This is a genomic window from Kitasatospora sp. NPDC017646 (assembly GCF_044329365.1).
GTDB lineage: Bacteria > Actinomycetota > Actinomycetes > Streptomycetales > Streptomycetaceae > Kitasatospora.
On sequence record NZ_JBIRJC010000001.1, the window covers coordinates 333,196 to 346,966 of the forward strand.

Here is a 13,771-nt window from a genome sequence, read left to right on the forward strand (position 1 = left end):
TCCCGGTGGCGCGCTGCCGGGCGGAGCGCTCGCCTCACCGGGAGCGCGGGCGCTGTTGGTCGGAACCGGGCGGCACGCCCGGGGTTCGCGGCTGCCGAACGTGCCCGCGGTGGCGGCCACCGTCCGCGAGGTCGGCCGGGTCCTGGTGGAGAACTGCGGTCTGCGGCCGGAGAACCTCCTTCCCCCGCTGATCGACCCACGCGACCCGATCGAGTTCGGCAACGCCGTGGTGGCGGCGGCCCGCGAGGCCGAGGACGTCCTGCTGGTCTACTTCGTGGGCCACGGACTGGTCAGCCCCGGCAACGAGTTGTACCTCGCGACCGCCGCCACCGACGACATGGCCGAAGGTCTGGCGTTCAAGGCCCTGCCGTACCAGGCCCTGCGGGAGGCGTTCAGCAACTGCCGGGCGGGGTCGATCATCGTGGTGCTGGACTGCTGCTTCGCCGGGCGCGCCCGCGGCTCGTTCGGCACCGCGGCCAGCGACGGGTTCGCGCTCGCGGCGCTCGGCGGCACCTACCTGCTCGCCTCGGCCTCGCGGGACGAACAGGCGCTCAGCCTCCCGGACGAGCCGTACACGGCGTTCACCGGAGAGCTCCTGCGCTACCTGCGGGAGGGCGAGCCGGGCGGGCCGCCGGAGCTGACCCTGGAGGCCGGCTACCGCCACCTGCGCCGTGTCCTGCCGCTGCTCGGACTGCCCGCGCCGGAGCGACAGCTCAGCGGCCGCGCCGGGGACCTGGTGCTCGCGGCCAACCCGGCGGCGGCTCCGCCCGCGGCCGTCCTCACGGGCGGCGGCCCGGCGGCCACCGGCCGGGTGGACGAGCCGGTCTGCCCCTATCCGGGGCTGGAACCGTTCACGGCGGACGACGCCCGGTACTTCTTCGGCCGCGGCGAGCTGACCGGCGAGGTGCTCGGCAAGCTGGCGGGATGGTCGAGCACGGGAGGGCCGATCGCCCTGGTGGGGCTCTCCGGCGCGGGGAAGTCCTCGCTGCTGCGGGCCGGCCTGCTGCCCGCGGTCAAACGCGGGGAACTGCGCATCCCCGGGGCCGGGACCTGGCCGCAGTTGGTCCTCACCCCCGGCGAACACCCCCTGGACGCCCTGGCCGGTCTGCTGGCGGAACCGGCGGCCCTGCCCCGGGCCACGGTGCTGGACGGGCTCCGCACCGATCCGGCCGGGGCCGCACCGCTGGTGCGCCGCGCCCTGCACCGGCTGGGCGGCGGACGTGAAGTCCCCGGAGGGCGGCTGCTCCTGGTGGTGGACCAGTTCGAGGAGCTGTTCACGGCCTGCCAGGACGAGGCGGAGCGGCGCGCGTTCGTGGCGGCGCTGTGCTCCGCGGCGGGCCGGCCACCCGCCGGATCGGAGGAAGCCGGTGGGGGCGCCACACCCCCGGCGATCGTGGTGCTCGGCATCCGGGCGGACTTCTACGCCGCCTGCATGGCCTACCCGGAACTGGTCGACGCGCTCAAGGAGCGGCAGGTCACGGTCGAGCCGATGACGCCCGAGCAGCTGCGCGAAGCGATCGAGAAGCCCGCCCAACTGGCGGGTCTCACCCTGGAAGCCGGCCTCGCGGACACCCTGCTGCGCGACCTGCGGGTGGGCGGCAGCCTCTCCGGCGGCGACTTCTCCGGGGGCACCCTGCCGCTGCTCGCGTACGCGCTCTGGCTCACCTGGGGCCGCCGGGCCGGGAGGACCCTGACCCTCGCCGGGTACAGCGCCACCGGCGGCATCTGGGAGGCGCTCACCCGGCACGCGGACCTCACCTACGAGGCGCTGGACCCGGACGCCCGGGAGGCCGCCCGGCTGATGCTGCTCCGGATGGTCCGCATCGGCGAGTCCACCGAGGACACCCGGCGCCGCGTCGACCTCGCGGGGCTGCGGGCCGAGCGCCCGCCGGGCGAGGCCGCCGCGATCGACACCGCGCGCGACGCACTCGCCCGCGCCCGCCTGATCACCCTGGACGGGGACACCGCGCAGATCACCCACGAGGCGCTGCTGCGGGCCTGGCGGCGGCTGCGCGGCTGGATCGAGAGCGGTCGGGCCGACCTGCTGGTCCAGCAGAAGCTGCTGGAGGCCGCGGAGGAGTGGGAGCGCGCCGGGCGGGACACCGGAGTGCTGTACCGGGGTGCCGCGCTCGAACTCGCCCGGCGGCTGCACAGCGCGCCGGAGGGCGGGAAGCCGACCGGCGCACGCGGACGGGGACGGGGACGGGGACAGGGACGGGATGCACGAGGGCAGAGCGGCGGGACGGCACGGCTCACCGAGGAGTTCCTCACCGCGAGCGTGCGTGCGGACCAGCGGCGACGGCGCATCCGGACCGGCATCACCGGGGTGCTGGCGCTGCTGCTGGTGGTCTCACTGATCGCCGCCGGCCTCGCCCTGAAGGGGCAGCAGCAGGCGCAGCAGCGCCAGCGCGAGGCCACCGCGCTGGCACTGCTCAGCCAGGCGGACACCGCCCGGGGCAACTCCCCGCAGCTGGCCCTGCGTCTGGGCATCGCGGCCGACTCCCTGCACCACACCCCGCAGAGCACCGCCAACCTGCTCAGTACCCTGCTCACGCCCTACAGCGGCACTCTGACCGGTCCGCGCGGCACGGTCGTCGGTCTGGCGTTCGCCCCCGGCGGTCGGCTCCTGGCGGCCGCGGCCGAGGACGGCACCCTGACCCTCTGGAACACCGGCGATCCGGATCACCCCACCCGGCTGGGCGAGCCGCTGACCGCCAGCCCGAACGGGCTCTACGCGGTCGCCTTCAGTCCGGACGGGCACACCATGGCCGTCGGCGGCGCGGACAACCGTGTCCTGCTGTGGGACGTCAGCGTGCCGGGCCGTCTCCGTCCGCTCGGCGGCCCGCTCTCCGGACCGAACGGGGTCGCCTGCCTCGCCTTCGCTCCGGACGGACGCACCCTGGCCGCCGGTGGCGGTGACGGCGCCGTCTGGCTGTGGGACGTGCAGCGACCCGACCAGGCGCAGCCGCTCGGCAAACCGCTGACCGGACACACCGGCACGGTCGACTCGCTCGCCTTCCGGCCCGACGGCCGGGTCCTGGCGGCCGGCGGAGCGGACACGGCCGTCCTGCTCTGGGACGTGGGCGACCCGAAGGCCCCCCGGGCACTCGGCGGCCCGGTCAAGGGCCGCAGCGACGATGTCACCGCACTCGGCTTCACCCCCGACGGGCACGCCCTGGCCACCGGCGACGGCTTCGGCCAGGTGCTGCTGTGGAACGTCGAGGACCCGGCCGCTCCCCGGCAGCTGGGCCAACTCCCGGCCCGGAACACCCCGGTGCGAGCCCTGATCGTCGGCACCGCCCGGATCGACGTCGCCGAGAGCGACCACACCACCAGCACCTGGGACACCACCGACCCCGCGAACCCCCGTCAGATCGGGGGTACCACCCTGGGCCGCACCGGCTGGTCGCTCGCGGCAGCCTTCAGCTCCCAGCCGGACCAGCAGGGCAACAGGCCCGTTCTGCTCGCGACCGGCAGCACGGACGGCACCGTGATCCTCTGGGACTCCAAGGGCGGCGCCAGGACCCCGCTGCTCGCCCGCCTCGGCGGCCGCACCGACACGGTGAGCTCGCTGGCGGTCAGCCCGGACGGCCGGACGCTGGCCACGGGCGGCAGCGAGGGCTCGACCGTGCTCTGGGACCTCGGCGACCGGCGGAACCCGAGCAGGATCTCCCCCGCCCTGACCGGGCAGTCGGGCTCGGTGGACTCCATGGCCTTCAGCCCGGACGGACACCTGCTGGCCGCTGGGAGCCTCGACACCACCGTGCTCCTCTGGGACACCTCCGATCCGCACCACCCCCGGCAGCTGAGCCAGTTCACCGCCAACACCGGCGGGGTCCAGGCCCTCGCCTTCTCCCCGGTGGGACACCTCCTCGGCACCGTCGGCGGGGACGGCACGGCGCAGCTCTGGGACACCTCCGAACCCGCCCGCCCCCGGCCGGTCGGGCGGCCTCTCACCGGCCATCGCAACACCGTCGCCGCCGTGGCCTTCACCCCCGACGGGCGCACGATGGCCACCGGCGGCTGGGACGGGACGGTGATCCTCTGGAACACCGAGGATCCGGCCCATCCGCAGCAGCTGCGCCAACTCGACGGCCACACCAACTGGGTGGTCGCGCTGGCGTTCAGTCCCGACGGACGGACCCTCGCGACCGGCAGCCTGGACGCCACCGTCATGCTCTGGGACACCAGCAGACCGGCCGAAGCGCACCGCCTCGGCCAGCCCCTGACCGGGCACTACAGCGGGGTGCGGACGCTGGCCTTCAGTCCCGACGACCACACCCTCGTGTCCGGGAGCAACGACCGGACGGTGGTCGTCTGGGACGTCACCGACCCCGTCCAGCCCCATGACCTCGGCGGGACCAGCACCCGCACCGGCGCGATCACCGCGGTCGCGGTCACCCCGGACGGGAAGACCCTCCTGTCCGGTGCCGAGGACAAGATCGTCAACGTCAACGACCTCGGCGCACTCGACGAACTGCGCAACCACGCCCACGCGCTGGCCTGCACCCGGGCGGGCGGAGGACTCTCCGCCCAGGACTGGAGTGCCTACGCCCCCGATCTGGGCTACCAGCAGACCTGTTAGGGCGTGTCCCGGGACGACGGGCGGCGGCCCGGAGCGGTGTGCTCCGGGCCGCCGCGCGTGGGTCGGGCTCAGTACTGGGTGGTGACGGTCACGCCGCTGAAGTCGGTCTGGGCGTAGAGGCTGATGTAGCGGTAGCCCGCCGTGGTGTTGGTGACGGTCAGGCTCTGGTCGGTGGTGCCGTAGGTGGTCGATCCGTTGGTGTAGGCGTTCGGCGTGGCCCAGGTGTCGGGGTTGTAGAGCAGGTACGCGGTGCCCGTGCCGCCGGAGCTGTCGACCTTCAGGGTGGTGGTGCCGGCCGGCAGGTAGATGTAGTAGTAGTCCAGGTTGCCGGCGGTCGCGGACTGGTTGGTGCGGGAGCAGTTCTTGTCCATCACGCGGGAGTCGGCGGCGGTGCAGCCGGCGAGGGTGCCGACCGTGACGGACTGGGTGATGCTGTCGGTCTTCCCGTTGCCGTCGGTCACCGTGAGGCTGACGTCGTAGCTGCCCGCCGCGGTGTAGCTGTGTGCGGGGCTCTGGGCGGTGGAGGTGGCGCCGTCACCGAAGCTCCAGGCCCAGGAGGCGATGCTGCCGCCGCCGGACTCGGTCGACCGGTCGGTGAACTGGACGTTCAGGCCGGACGGGACGGCGCTGAAGGCTGCGGTCGGGGCCCCGCCCACGGCGCAGGCACCGGCGGCACAGGCGTCCAGCCAGGTGCTGAACTCGGCGTCGTACGCGGTGCCGATCGAGTTGTAGACCGCGTAGCCGCCGGTGTAGTCGCCGGTCCGGAAGTGGCCCAGCATGTTCTGGATGACGTCCGGGTGCTTCTCGACCATGAAACGGACCGCCAGGTAGCCCCACGGGTAGGTGCGGGTGGTGTCGCTGTTGTCGTAGGTGTTCTGGAACAGCGTGCTCAGCGCGTAGGTGTGCTTGGCCGCCTCGGCCACCGCACCGGTGTCGGTGACGTTCCGGTAGCTGTAGGACACGTACTCCGCGACGCCTTCGATCCACCAGACGTCCGGCACGGCGATCTGCTGGGTGAAGTCGCCCTTCATGTCGAGGCGGCCGTCGAGGGCGTGGGTGTACTCGTGGTTGAGGTTCCAGATGCCCGCGGTGAAACCGTCGTTGCCGTTCTGGTAGGTCAGCGAGATCGGCTGGTTGGCCGGGGCGGTCGGGTCGCCGATCAGCGTGATGCCGCCGTTGTTGGTGCTGACGCCGTAGATTCCGCCCGCGTAGGTCTGGTAGTCCTGCGGGGAGGCGAAGACCACCATCTGCAGCGAGTTCTCGTACTGGCCGGCGATCGGACCGTCGTCCTTGACCAGGTTGTGGAAGAACGGGTCCTGCTTCTGCAGGCTGGCGCAGACGGCGGACAGGTCGGCGGCGGTCAGGCTCTGCGCCAGGATGCTGTGGGTGGAGTCGCAGGTGTGGCTGACCGGCAGGGCGGCGGCCTTGAGCTGCGCCGGCAGGTCGCAGACGCCGTAGTACGAGCAGTTCGCCTTGTCGTAGAAGGCGGCCATGCCGGCGACGCCGACCCAGAGCGGCGCGGTGGGGCCGGTGATCTGCGAGACGTCCATCAGGCCCTTGACCAGCGGCCGGACGGTGTTCACCAGCGCCGGGTGCTCGATGAAACGGGCCGTCTCCAGACCGGCGTTGGAGTCCAGGAAGGAGTTGTTGCCGCCGAGCATGCCCTTGTGGTTCAGCGCGAAGCTGTCGAGGGTGTTGATCAGGCTCGGGTCGGCGGTGACGGCCGCGACGTAGTCGGCGTTCTGGTGGCCGCGGAAGACCGGGGTGTACACGCTGTTCGCGAAGTTCACCATGTACCAGGACGAGTCCCAGGAGCTGTTGTACGCGTTCAGCACCTTCTGGTAGGTGCCGAGGTAGTGGGCCTGGAGGTTGGCGCTGTCGGTGAGGATCATCGCCTGGCCCTCGACCTGGCCGTTGCCGTCGTTGACGTCCAGGAAGTGCGGGCCTGCCACCAGGGCGTCGAGCGCGGCCTGCACGGCGGCGGTCAGGCTCGCGTCGTAGGTGCCGACGTCGGCCGGGTGGTAGTACTGCACGTAGTAGCCGGCCTGGAGGAAGTACACCAGCTGGTAGATGCCGGTCGAGTTGTCGCCGGTGTACGACGCCGCGGCGCTGCGCAGGCCGTCGGCCACCGCGAGCATCTGGCTCTGCCTGAACACCCCGTTGGCGTCGCCGCCGGTGAGGTGGAACAGCGAGCTGATGCAGTCGACGGTCGAGCCCTGGACGTAGCCGACCAGGTCCGAGCCGGTCCGGCCGCTGAAGTCGGCCGGGGTGCAGGAGGTTTCGGCCGTGGCCCGGGCCGCCCCTGCTCGGGCCGGGGCCTTCGCGAGCTCGGGCGTCGGCGCCTGCGGCGCGGCCGACTGCGGGGAGCGGGGCGGGAGTTGCGCGGGCGCGAGCCGGCCCGCCTGGGTTTCCGCATGGGTGTCGAGACCGAAGGCGGTGCCGGTGGGGGCTATGCCGCCGAGGTGCGCGGGGTGGGGGGCCGGGCTCGCCTGCTGACCGGTCTGCGCCGTGGGGGCGGCGAAGCTCGGGGCGGCGGCGAAGCCGGCGATCGCGGTACTTGCGGCGGCGAGCACGGCCAGTGCCCGGGGTAGCCGGAGTCGGTGACGCATCGTCACTCCTTGTGGGGGGGGGTGGGGGTGCGCCTCACGTACGTGCCGTGGAGGCGTCGCCTGGCACGGTGTCATGGACAACCCATCCCAATCAATAGGGTGTGACATATCACTTTGAAATTGCATCGACCGATCGACTGCGGAGGGTCGGCGGTCGCGCCTCCCCCGCAACGGGCGTCCGCCGGTGTCAGTCGTGCGACGAGCACGCGGCGACGCGGGTCACCCGCCGGGTGCCCGACTTCCTCGACCACGTCGGGTGACCGGGCAGGGCTCCTTCACCGGGCAGGGCTCCTTCAGGGGTGGACGACCAGCGGGTTGGGGACGGGGACGTAGCGGGGCTCGGTGCCGTCCGCGTCGATCCAGCGGGACAGCAGGTTGGCCTTGCACGGGACCGTTGCCGCGGCGAGCAAGGTCTCGGCCGCGCCGACGCCGAGCTCCTTGTCGCACCGTTGGACCGCCTGCCGTGCCAGCGGCCACAGGGCCTCGGCGGCGCCGGGGAAGCGCCGCAGGAGGGCGCTCGCGATCCCCGTCAGGTTGTTGACGACGAGGCAGTAGACCAGGCGCTGCCGGGCCGCCTCCCGGGGGGTCGCCGGGATCGCCCTGGCGCCCTCGGCGTCGCGGAAGAGGGCCTGGACGGGCAGTCCGGCCGGGCCGACGGCGATCAGCGTGTTCTGGAGGTGGCACTCGACGGCGATCCCGTGGCGGGCGTAGGCCTCCAGCACGGGCGGGACCACACGGTCAAGGTAGGCCGACCACCACGGCAGCGGGTCGGTGAGGCGGTCGAGCGGGTTGCCGTCGAACCCCTCGGTGAGGGCCGCGGCCAGCAGGGCGGTGGCGCCGGGGAGCAGGTGGTCGTCCAGGCCGTCGCGGACGAGGACGGGGAAGGTCTCCTCCAGGCCGCGCACCGTGCGGTGCCCGCGTTCGCTCAGCCACGCCGCGGGACCGTCCATGGCGCGGAACGCCGTGCTGACCAGCGGGTCGGTGCGGCGCACGTGCCGCAGCTCGTGGCGGCGGATCCGCCGGACGTCGTTGGTGATCTGCACCTCCAGGCTGAACTTCAGGAAGAGGTCCCCGGACGCTCCGGGGCGCTCCGCGCCGCCGGGGACGTGGACCGTGCGCACCGAGGCGGTGGCTCGCGCGTCCCAGGGCGTGTGGCCCAGGTGGACGAGGCGGCCCTCGGCGAAGGCGGCGCGGACCGCCGGCAGATGACGGGTGAGATCGAGCTGCCAGGGGTGGACGGGCAGCAGCCGGTAGCCGTCGGGGGCCCGGCCCAGGGTGTCCAGGGCGCGGGTGTCGCCGTCGTCGACCACCACGTCCTCGCGCACGCCCAGCAGGACGAGCGGGAAGCGGGCGTGCGTCTCCGGCGCGTAGCGCAGCCAGGAACCGGGCGGGCCACCGCCGCTGCGGGCCTTGGGCGCCGGGTGGTACGGATGGCCCATGACCAGGGCCTGTTCGGAGCGCAGCCACAGGCTGTCGGGCGGGACGGCCCGGGAGCGGGCGGCGAGGAGGGCCTCGACGATCTCACGGCCGGCGGTCATCTCGGCGGCCAGGGCGGCGTTGGTGAGTCCGGTGACGGCGCGCATCTCCTGGGCGGCGAGGTGGACGAGGCCGCTGTGACGCACGGGTCGCCAGGTCGTGCCGGTCCAGAGTTCGGGTGCACCGGACAGGTGGTCGCCGGTGCCCACGCGCAGCAGCCGGCCGGTGGCACGCAGGCGGTGGACCGCGCGACCGGCGGCCGGTTCACCGGCCGCTCCCCCGGCCGGCCCATCGCCTGTTGCCCCGGCCGGTTCCTCGGCCGGCAGGGCGGCTTCCCTCAGCAGGCAGTTGAGCAGGGGTGCCATGGCCAGTGCATCGGCTTCGCGGGCGAAAGTGTTCATCGCTGAGCAGTATGTGTGGCGGGCGTTCGCCCGCGGTAGAACATCGAGGTGTGCGACACACCCGCCGAACGCGAGATCGCCGAGGAACTGGGCGGCGTTCGCCCGGAGTTGACGTCCGCCTACCTCGCGGCCCTGCCGGCGGCCCGGGCGGCGGTACTGGCTCGGCTGTGGCGCGCGCTGGTCCACGAACCGCTGCCCTGGATCGCGGCCCGCGCCCGCCGAAGTGACGGGCTCTCCCTTCGGCTCACCGACGGCCGGAGACTGCACGGCCCGCCGTCGGACCCGTGGGCGACGGGAACGGCGGTCGCCGTCGTGGAGCTGGACGGCGTCCCGTACGACCATCCGGCCGCGCTGATGACGGCGCTGCGCGCACCCGGCGGCGCGCCGTTCGCCGCCGAACTCGACCACAGCGTCGCCTCCTTGGCGCTGTCCCGGACGACCCCTCCCCCGGCCGGGCCGCCGACGGAACCCTGGGAGTGGGAGCAGCGATCACCGGAGGGCCACCCGTACCACCCCACCTGCCGCTCCCGGCCCGGTTTCTCGGCCGCCGAGCAACTGGCCTACGCGCCCGAGCACCGGCCGGTGGTCGGCCTGCGGCTCGCGCCCGTGACGGGAGCGACGGTGCGGGGCGCGTGGCCCGCGCAGTGGCTGGAGGGGGACACCGTGCTGCTGCCGGTGCACCCCTGGCAGGCCGAGCACGTCCTCGGCAGCCGGCCGGTGGTGCCCGGGCCGCCCGCCCATCCGCTGCTGTCCCTGCGGACGCTCGCCCTCGACCGCCGGGTCCACGTGAAGACGGCGTTGAGTGCCCGCCTCACGTCCCAGGTCCGGGACATCTCGCCCTATTCGGTGGACCACGCGCTGGCCACCTCCGAGCTGGCCGCGCGGGTCGCGGACCGTTTGGGCGGCCGACTGCACATCGCGCGGACCCTGGCGGCGGCCGGGGCCGGCACGCCGGAGCTGGCGGCGGTCCTGCGCGAATCGCCGTACGCCTACGCCGGGACGGACGAACAGGTGGTACCCGTCGCCGAGCTGTCCGGACACCTCGCCTCCCACGGCCCGCGCGAACAGCTGGCGAGGATCACCGAGTTCGCACGGCTGGCCCTCGGTGTCTGCCTGGAACTGCTCGACCTGGGGGTGGCCCTGGAAGCCCACGGGCAGAACCTCCTCGCGGTGGTCGACCGGCAGGGGCGGCCCCGGCGGCTCGTCTACCGGGACCTCGCCGACATCCGCATCAGCCCCGCCCGGCTGGCCCGACGCGGCTTCCCGGCGCCGTCGATCAGCGGCCGACTCCTCGACGACGACCCCGTCGTCCTGCGCCGCAAAGTGCTCAGCTGTCTCGTCACGGGCGCCCTGGGCCCCCTCGCCGGGAGCACCGCGGAGCTGGGCGCCCTCCTCGGAGCCGCCACCCGCGATCTCCCCCCGACGCCCGACCTGCTGGCGCTGCGGACGGAGGAACTGCCGGTCAAGGCACTGACGCTGATGCGGCTTTCGCCGGCGGGCGACCGGTGGGCACTCCTCCCCAACCCGTCACCAGGCAACCCGGAAAGGTGAGCAGTTGACCCAGCCCGTCCCCGTCGAAGCATCCACGGCATGGAACGGCCCGGCCCTCAGCGAGTCGGACTGGCTGATCCCCCTGCCACCCGCCTGCTCGCGCGCACTGGACGGCCCGCGGGAACACCCGGCGCCGGCACTGGCGGAGCTGGCCGTGCGCGTCGCCCGGCGCCTGCGCGACGGCCTGAGACGCTACTCGCCAGCGGCCACACCGTACACAACCGGCTGCTCACCGACGAGCCCTGGGCCCTACCCCGCCTCTACCAGGACTTCCACTTCGGCCGAGGGACCGGCCTCGACCGGCTCCGCCCCGTCTTCCAGCGCCACGGCGCCGAGCTGCGCGGGCACTACAACCGGCGCGGGATCGAACGCGCCCACCAGGGGGCGGGCGTGCCCCTGCCCTCCGACGACCACGCGGCCCTCGACGCCGTCGACCGGATCCTGTCCGATCCGCACACCGTCCTCCACATCCCCCTGCGCCCGGGGGACCTCCTCTGGCTGGACAACACCGTCGTCCTGCACGGCCGCACCGCCTTCACCGACCCACCCGCCCCGTCCGCCCACCGCTGCCTCGCCCGCGTGTGGGCGGACTGACGCGCCGGCCGAGGACAGAACCGCGCCCGAACCACCTCCCCGGATGCTCCCGGCCGGCCCGGGCGCGGCATCGCCGGGCCGGCATCCGGGGCGGCCTACCAGCGTCCGCGCGCGGGCCGCGGGTGGAGCTTGGCGGCGAGCGCCGACAGGAAGACGGGGAGCTTGTCGACCATGGTTCCGGGGACCGGCGTGGTCTGGACGGTGCCCCGTCGTACGTCCCGGACGACGAGGGTGTAGGTGCCGTTCTCCTCGACGAGTTCGGCGGCGTAGAGCAGTGTTTCGGTGGAGGCTTCCATCGGGGGTCCTAGGCTTGGGTGTCGTTGAGCCAGGCGGTCCAGGCCTTGGTGGCCTGCTCCTCGTCCGCGTCCGCGGCGAACAGGTGGTGGCCCAGCCAGATCGGCACGTTCCAGGTGCTGCCGTTGAAGAACCGGTACAGGGCTTCGGGGCCGCGCAGGCCGACGAAGTCGCGGCTGAGCCAGTCCACGACGACCTCCTCGGGGCCGCCGTCCGCACCGGGGAGGTGGATCGGGAGCCGGTCGCCGACGGCCGCGTCGTCGGCGAGGCCGAGGCGCCGGCGCAGGGCGGCGAAGTCGGCCGGTTCGGCGGTGGGTTCGGGGCGCTGGGCCCTGACGTAGACGGCGGGGCGGCCGGCGAAGTGCCGCAGGTACTCGGCGAGGGCGTGCTGGTAGAAGTCGACGTGCTTCTCCGCCGCGTCCGACTTGTCGTCCCACCTCCAGGCGTCGTCGACGACACCCGTGTGCACCCAGTGGATTCCCATCCGCAGGTGGCTCGTTCCGCCGTCGGCCGGCTCGATGTGGTAGCTGAGCGTGTTGGAGAACCCGCCGTCCAGGGTCGCCCGGACGGCGAAGTGCCGCGGCGGCTCCCACGCCACGACGGTGGAGTCACCCCGGGTCGCCTTGCCGCCGACGCGCGGTTCGACCTCCATCGGGTACAGCCAGCCGAGGTTGCCGGCGCCGGTGGCGACCGCCTCCCAGACCTGTTCGGGCGTGGCGGGCAGGTCCTGCTCCCGGCGGACCTCGAACTCTCGGGCCATGGTCGGTGCTCCTTCGTGGTCGTTCGGTTGTCAGTAGGTGAGGGGGAGGGCGCTGAGCCGCCGTTGCAGCGGGTTGGGCCGCCATTCGAGGGCGGCCCCTTCGGCGAGCCGCAGCCCGGGCAGCCTGCGGACCAGCGTGCCGACGGCGACCTCGGCCTGGAGTTTGGCCAGCGGGCCGCCGAGGCAGAAGTGCGGACCGTGGCCGAAGCTCAGGTGCCGGTTGTCGGCGCGGGTCAGGTCGAGCCGGTCGGGGTCCTCGAAGCGCTCCGGGTCACGGTTGGTCGCACCGAGGAACAGGTACGCCAGCTCGCCCTCGCGCAGCGTCCGCCCGCCGATCTCCAGGTCCTCCGCGACGACCCGGACGATCGCCTGGGTCACCGTGTCGTAGCGGGCGAGTTCCTCGACGGCGCCGCGGATCAGCCCCGGGTCCGCGCGCAGCCGGGCGAGCTGGTCGGGGTGGCGCAGCAGGGCGAGCACGCCGTTGCCGATCAGGTGGGTGGTGGTCTCGTCGCCCGCGGTGATGAGGACGAAGCAGGTGGACAGCAGTTCGGAGTCGGTGAGCCGGTCGTCCCGCTCCTGGGTGGCGACCAGGGCGCTGATCAGGTCGTCGCCCGGGTCGGCCCGGCGCCGGCGGACGAGTCCGGCGAGGTACTCCTCGTACTGTCCGATCGCCTCCTCGGACCTGTCGATGTCCTCGCTCAGCCGGCCGAAGCGGCGGAACCAGGTCTCGACCTGCGGGCGGTCCTCCGGCGGGATGCCGAAGAGTTCGCAGACCACCGACAGCGGCAGCGGGGAGGCCACCGCCTCGATCAGGTCCATGGCCGGGCCGGCCTGGACCGCCTCGTCGATGAGCCGGTCGACGATCCGCTGGACGCCGTCACGCAGGGCTTCGACGCGCCGGGCGGTGAAGGCGCGGTTGGCCAGCCTGCGCAGCCGGGCGTGGTCCGGCGGGTCGGTGTTGGTCATCACCCGGCCGAGCCGGTCGGTGAGCCGGCTGAGGGCCTTCAGGTCGCCCCCCAGCGCGACGTAGGCGCGGGTCATCCGGTCCCGGTCGTTGGACAGCCGCAGGTCGCCCAGGGCGGCTTCGACGTCGGCGTACCGGGTGAGGTACCAGATGCCCTGGGCGCTGTGGTGGACCGGGCTCTCGCGCCGCATCCGGGCGTAGAACGGGTACGGGTCCCGCCGGGCCTCTGGGGTGAGCAGGTCCGCGGCGGGGTCGTGGGGCAGGACGGGGCCCGCGGTGCCGCGGGCCCGTTCCCTGGTGTCGGTGGAGGTCACGTCGGCTACCGCTGGGCGTCCATGGCGTCGGCGAGGCTCTTGGGCCGCATGTCGGTCCAGGAGGTCTCGACGTACTCCAGGCAGGCGGCGTGGGTGTCGGGGCCGTGGGCGACGGTCCAGCCGTCGGGGACGTCCGCGAACTGCGGCCACAGCGAGTGCTGGTTCTCCTCGTTGACGAGCACGAGGAAGGTGCCGTCCTGGTCGTCGAAGGGGTTGGTCATGG

General features: G+C 73.5%; 9 protein-coding genes. 3 read left to right on the forward strand and 6 right to left on the reverse strand.

Annotation, left to right across the window (positions count from 1 at the left end; genetic code table 11):
* Window positions 1–109: 109 nt before the first annotated feature.
* A complete protein-coding gene (locus tag ACH4J0_RS01840) occupies window positions 110–4,585 on the forward strand; it encodes a hypothetical protein (protein WP_396235703.1) in 4,476 nt (1,491 codons plus the stop codon).
* 68 nt (window positions 4,586–4,653) lie between these two features.
* On the opposite strand, the gene ACH4J0_RS01845 is transcribed toward ACH4J0_RS01840, so the two are convergent.
* Window positions 4,654–7,194, reverse strand: coding sequence for a collagenase (locus ACH4J0_RS01845; RefSeq protein ID WP_396235704.1), 2,541 nt, complete (start codon window positions 7,192–7,194; stop codon window positions 4,654–4,656).
* A gap of 293 nt (window positions 7,195–7,487) precedes the next feature.
* Entirely contained in the window at window positions 7,488–9,071 is a 1,584-nt protein-coding gene (locus ACH4J0_RS01850; RefSeq protein ID WP_396235705.1) for an IucA/IucC family protein, read from the reverse strand.
* A gap of 48 nt (window positions 9,072–9,119) precedes the next feature.
* On the opposite strand from ACH4J0_RS01850, the gene ACH4J0_RS01855 reads away from it, so the two are divergent.
* Both ACH4J0_RS01855 and ACH4J0_RS01860 read left to right on the forward strand, forming a co-directional pair.
* Complete coding sequence (locus ACH4J0_RS01855; RefSeq protein WP_396235706.1) at window positions 9,120–10,622, forward strand: IucA/IucC family protein; 1,503 nt, start codon at window positions 9,120–9,122, stop codon at window positions 10,620–10,622.
* Window positions 10,623–10,661: 39 nt separating this feature from the next.
* Window positions 10,662–11,216 (forward strand): TauD/TfdA family dioxygenase, encoded by a 555-nt coding sequence (locus ACH4J0_RS01860; protein WP_396235707.1) that lies wholly within the window; start codon window positions 10,662–10,664, stop codon window positions 11,214–11,216.
* A 95-nt stretch (window positions 11,217–11,311) separates the two neighbouring features.
* On the opposite strand, the gene ACH4J0_RS01865 is transcribed toward ACH4J0_RS01860, so the two are convergent.
* The 4 genes from ACH4J0_RS01865 to ACH4J0_RS01880 are packed head-to-tail and all read right to left on the reverse strand — an operon-like array spanning window position 11,312 to window position 13,769.
* Entirely contained in the window at window positions 11,312–11,512 is a 201-nt protein-coding gene (locus ACH4J0_RS01865; RefSeq protein WP_396235708.1) for a hypothetical protein, read from the reverse strand.
* Window positions 11,513–11,520: 8 nt separating this feature from the next.
* Window positions 11,521–12,270 carry an SRPBCC domain-containing protein gene (locus ACH4J0_RS01870; RefSeq protein WP_396235709.1) on the reverse strand — a complete coding sequence of 250 codons (750 nt, stop codon included), beginning with the start codon at window positions 12,268–12,270 and terminating at the stop codon, window positions 11,521–11,523.
* Window positions 12,271–12,300: 30 nt separating this feature from the next.
* Window positions 12,301–13,548, reverse strand: a complete 1,248-nt coding sequence (locus tag ACH4J0_RS01875; protein WP_396235710.1) for a cytochrome P450 — start codon at window positions 13,546–13,548, stop codon at window positions 12,301–12,303.
* A 5-nt stretch (window positions 13,549–13,553) separates the two neighbouring features.
* On the reverse strand, window positions 13,554–13,769 hold the full coding sequence (locus tag ACH4J0_RS01880) for an MbtH family protein (protein ID WP_396235711.1): 216 nt from the start codon (window positions 13,767–13,769) through the stop codon (window positions 13,554–13,556).
* Window positions 13,770–13,771: the final 2 nt, after the last annotated feature.

Excerpts from the sequence above, each read along its gene's own strand:
- ACH4J0_RS01845 (WP_396235704.1), bottom strand. The coding sequence starts at position 7,194 with ATGCGTCACCGACTCCGGCTACCCCGGGCACTGGCCGTGCTCGCCGCC.
- ACH4J0_RS01850 (WP_396235705.1), bottom strand. The coding sequence starts at position 9,071 with ATGAACACTTTCGCCCGCGAAGCCGATGCACTGGCCATGGCACCCCTG.
- ACH4J0_RS01860 (WP_396235707.1), top strand. The coding sequence starts at position 10,662 with ATGGAACGGCCCGGCCCTCAGCGAGTCGGACTGGCTGATCCCCCTGCC.
- ACH4J0_RS01865 (WP_396235708.1), bottom strand. The coding sequence starts at position 11,512 with ATGGAAGCCTCCACCGAAACACTGCTCTACGCCGCCGAACTCGTCGAG.
- ACH4J0_RS01870 (WP_396235709.1), bottom strand. The coding sequence starts at position 12,270 with ATGGCCCGAGAGTTCGAGGTCCGCCGGGAGCAGGACCTGCCCGCCACG.
- ACH4J0_RS01880 (WP_396235711.1), bottom strand. The coding sequence starts at position 13,769 with ATGACCAACCCCTTCGACGACCAGGACGGCACCTTCCTCGTGCTCGTC.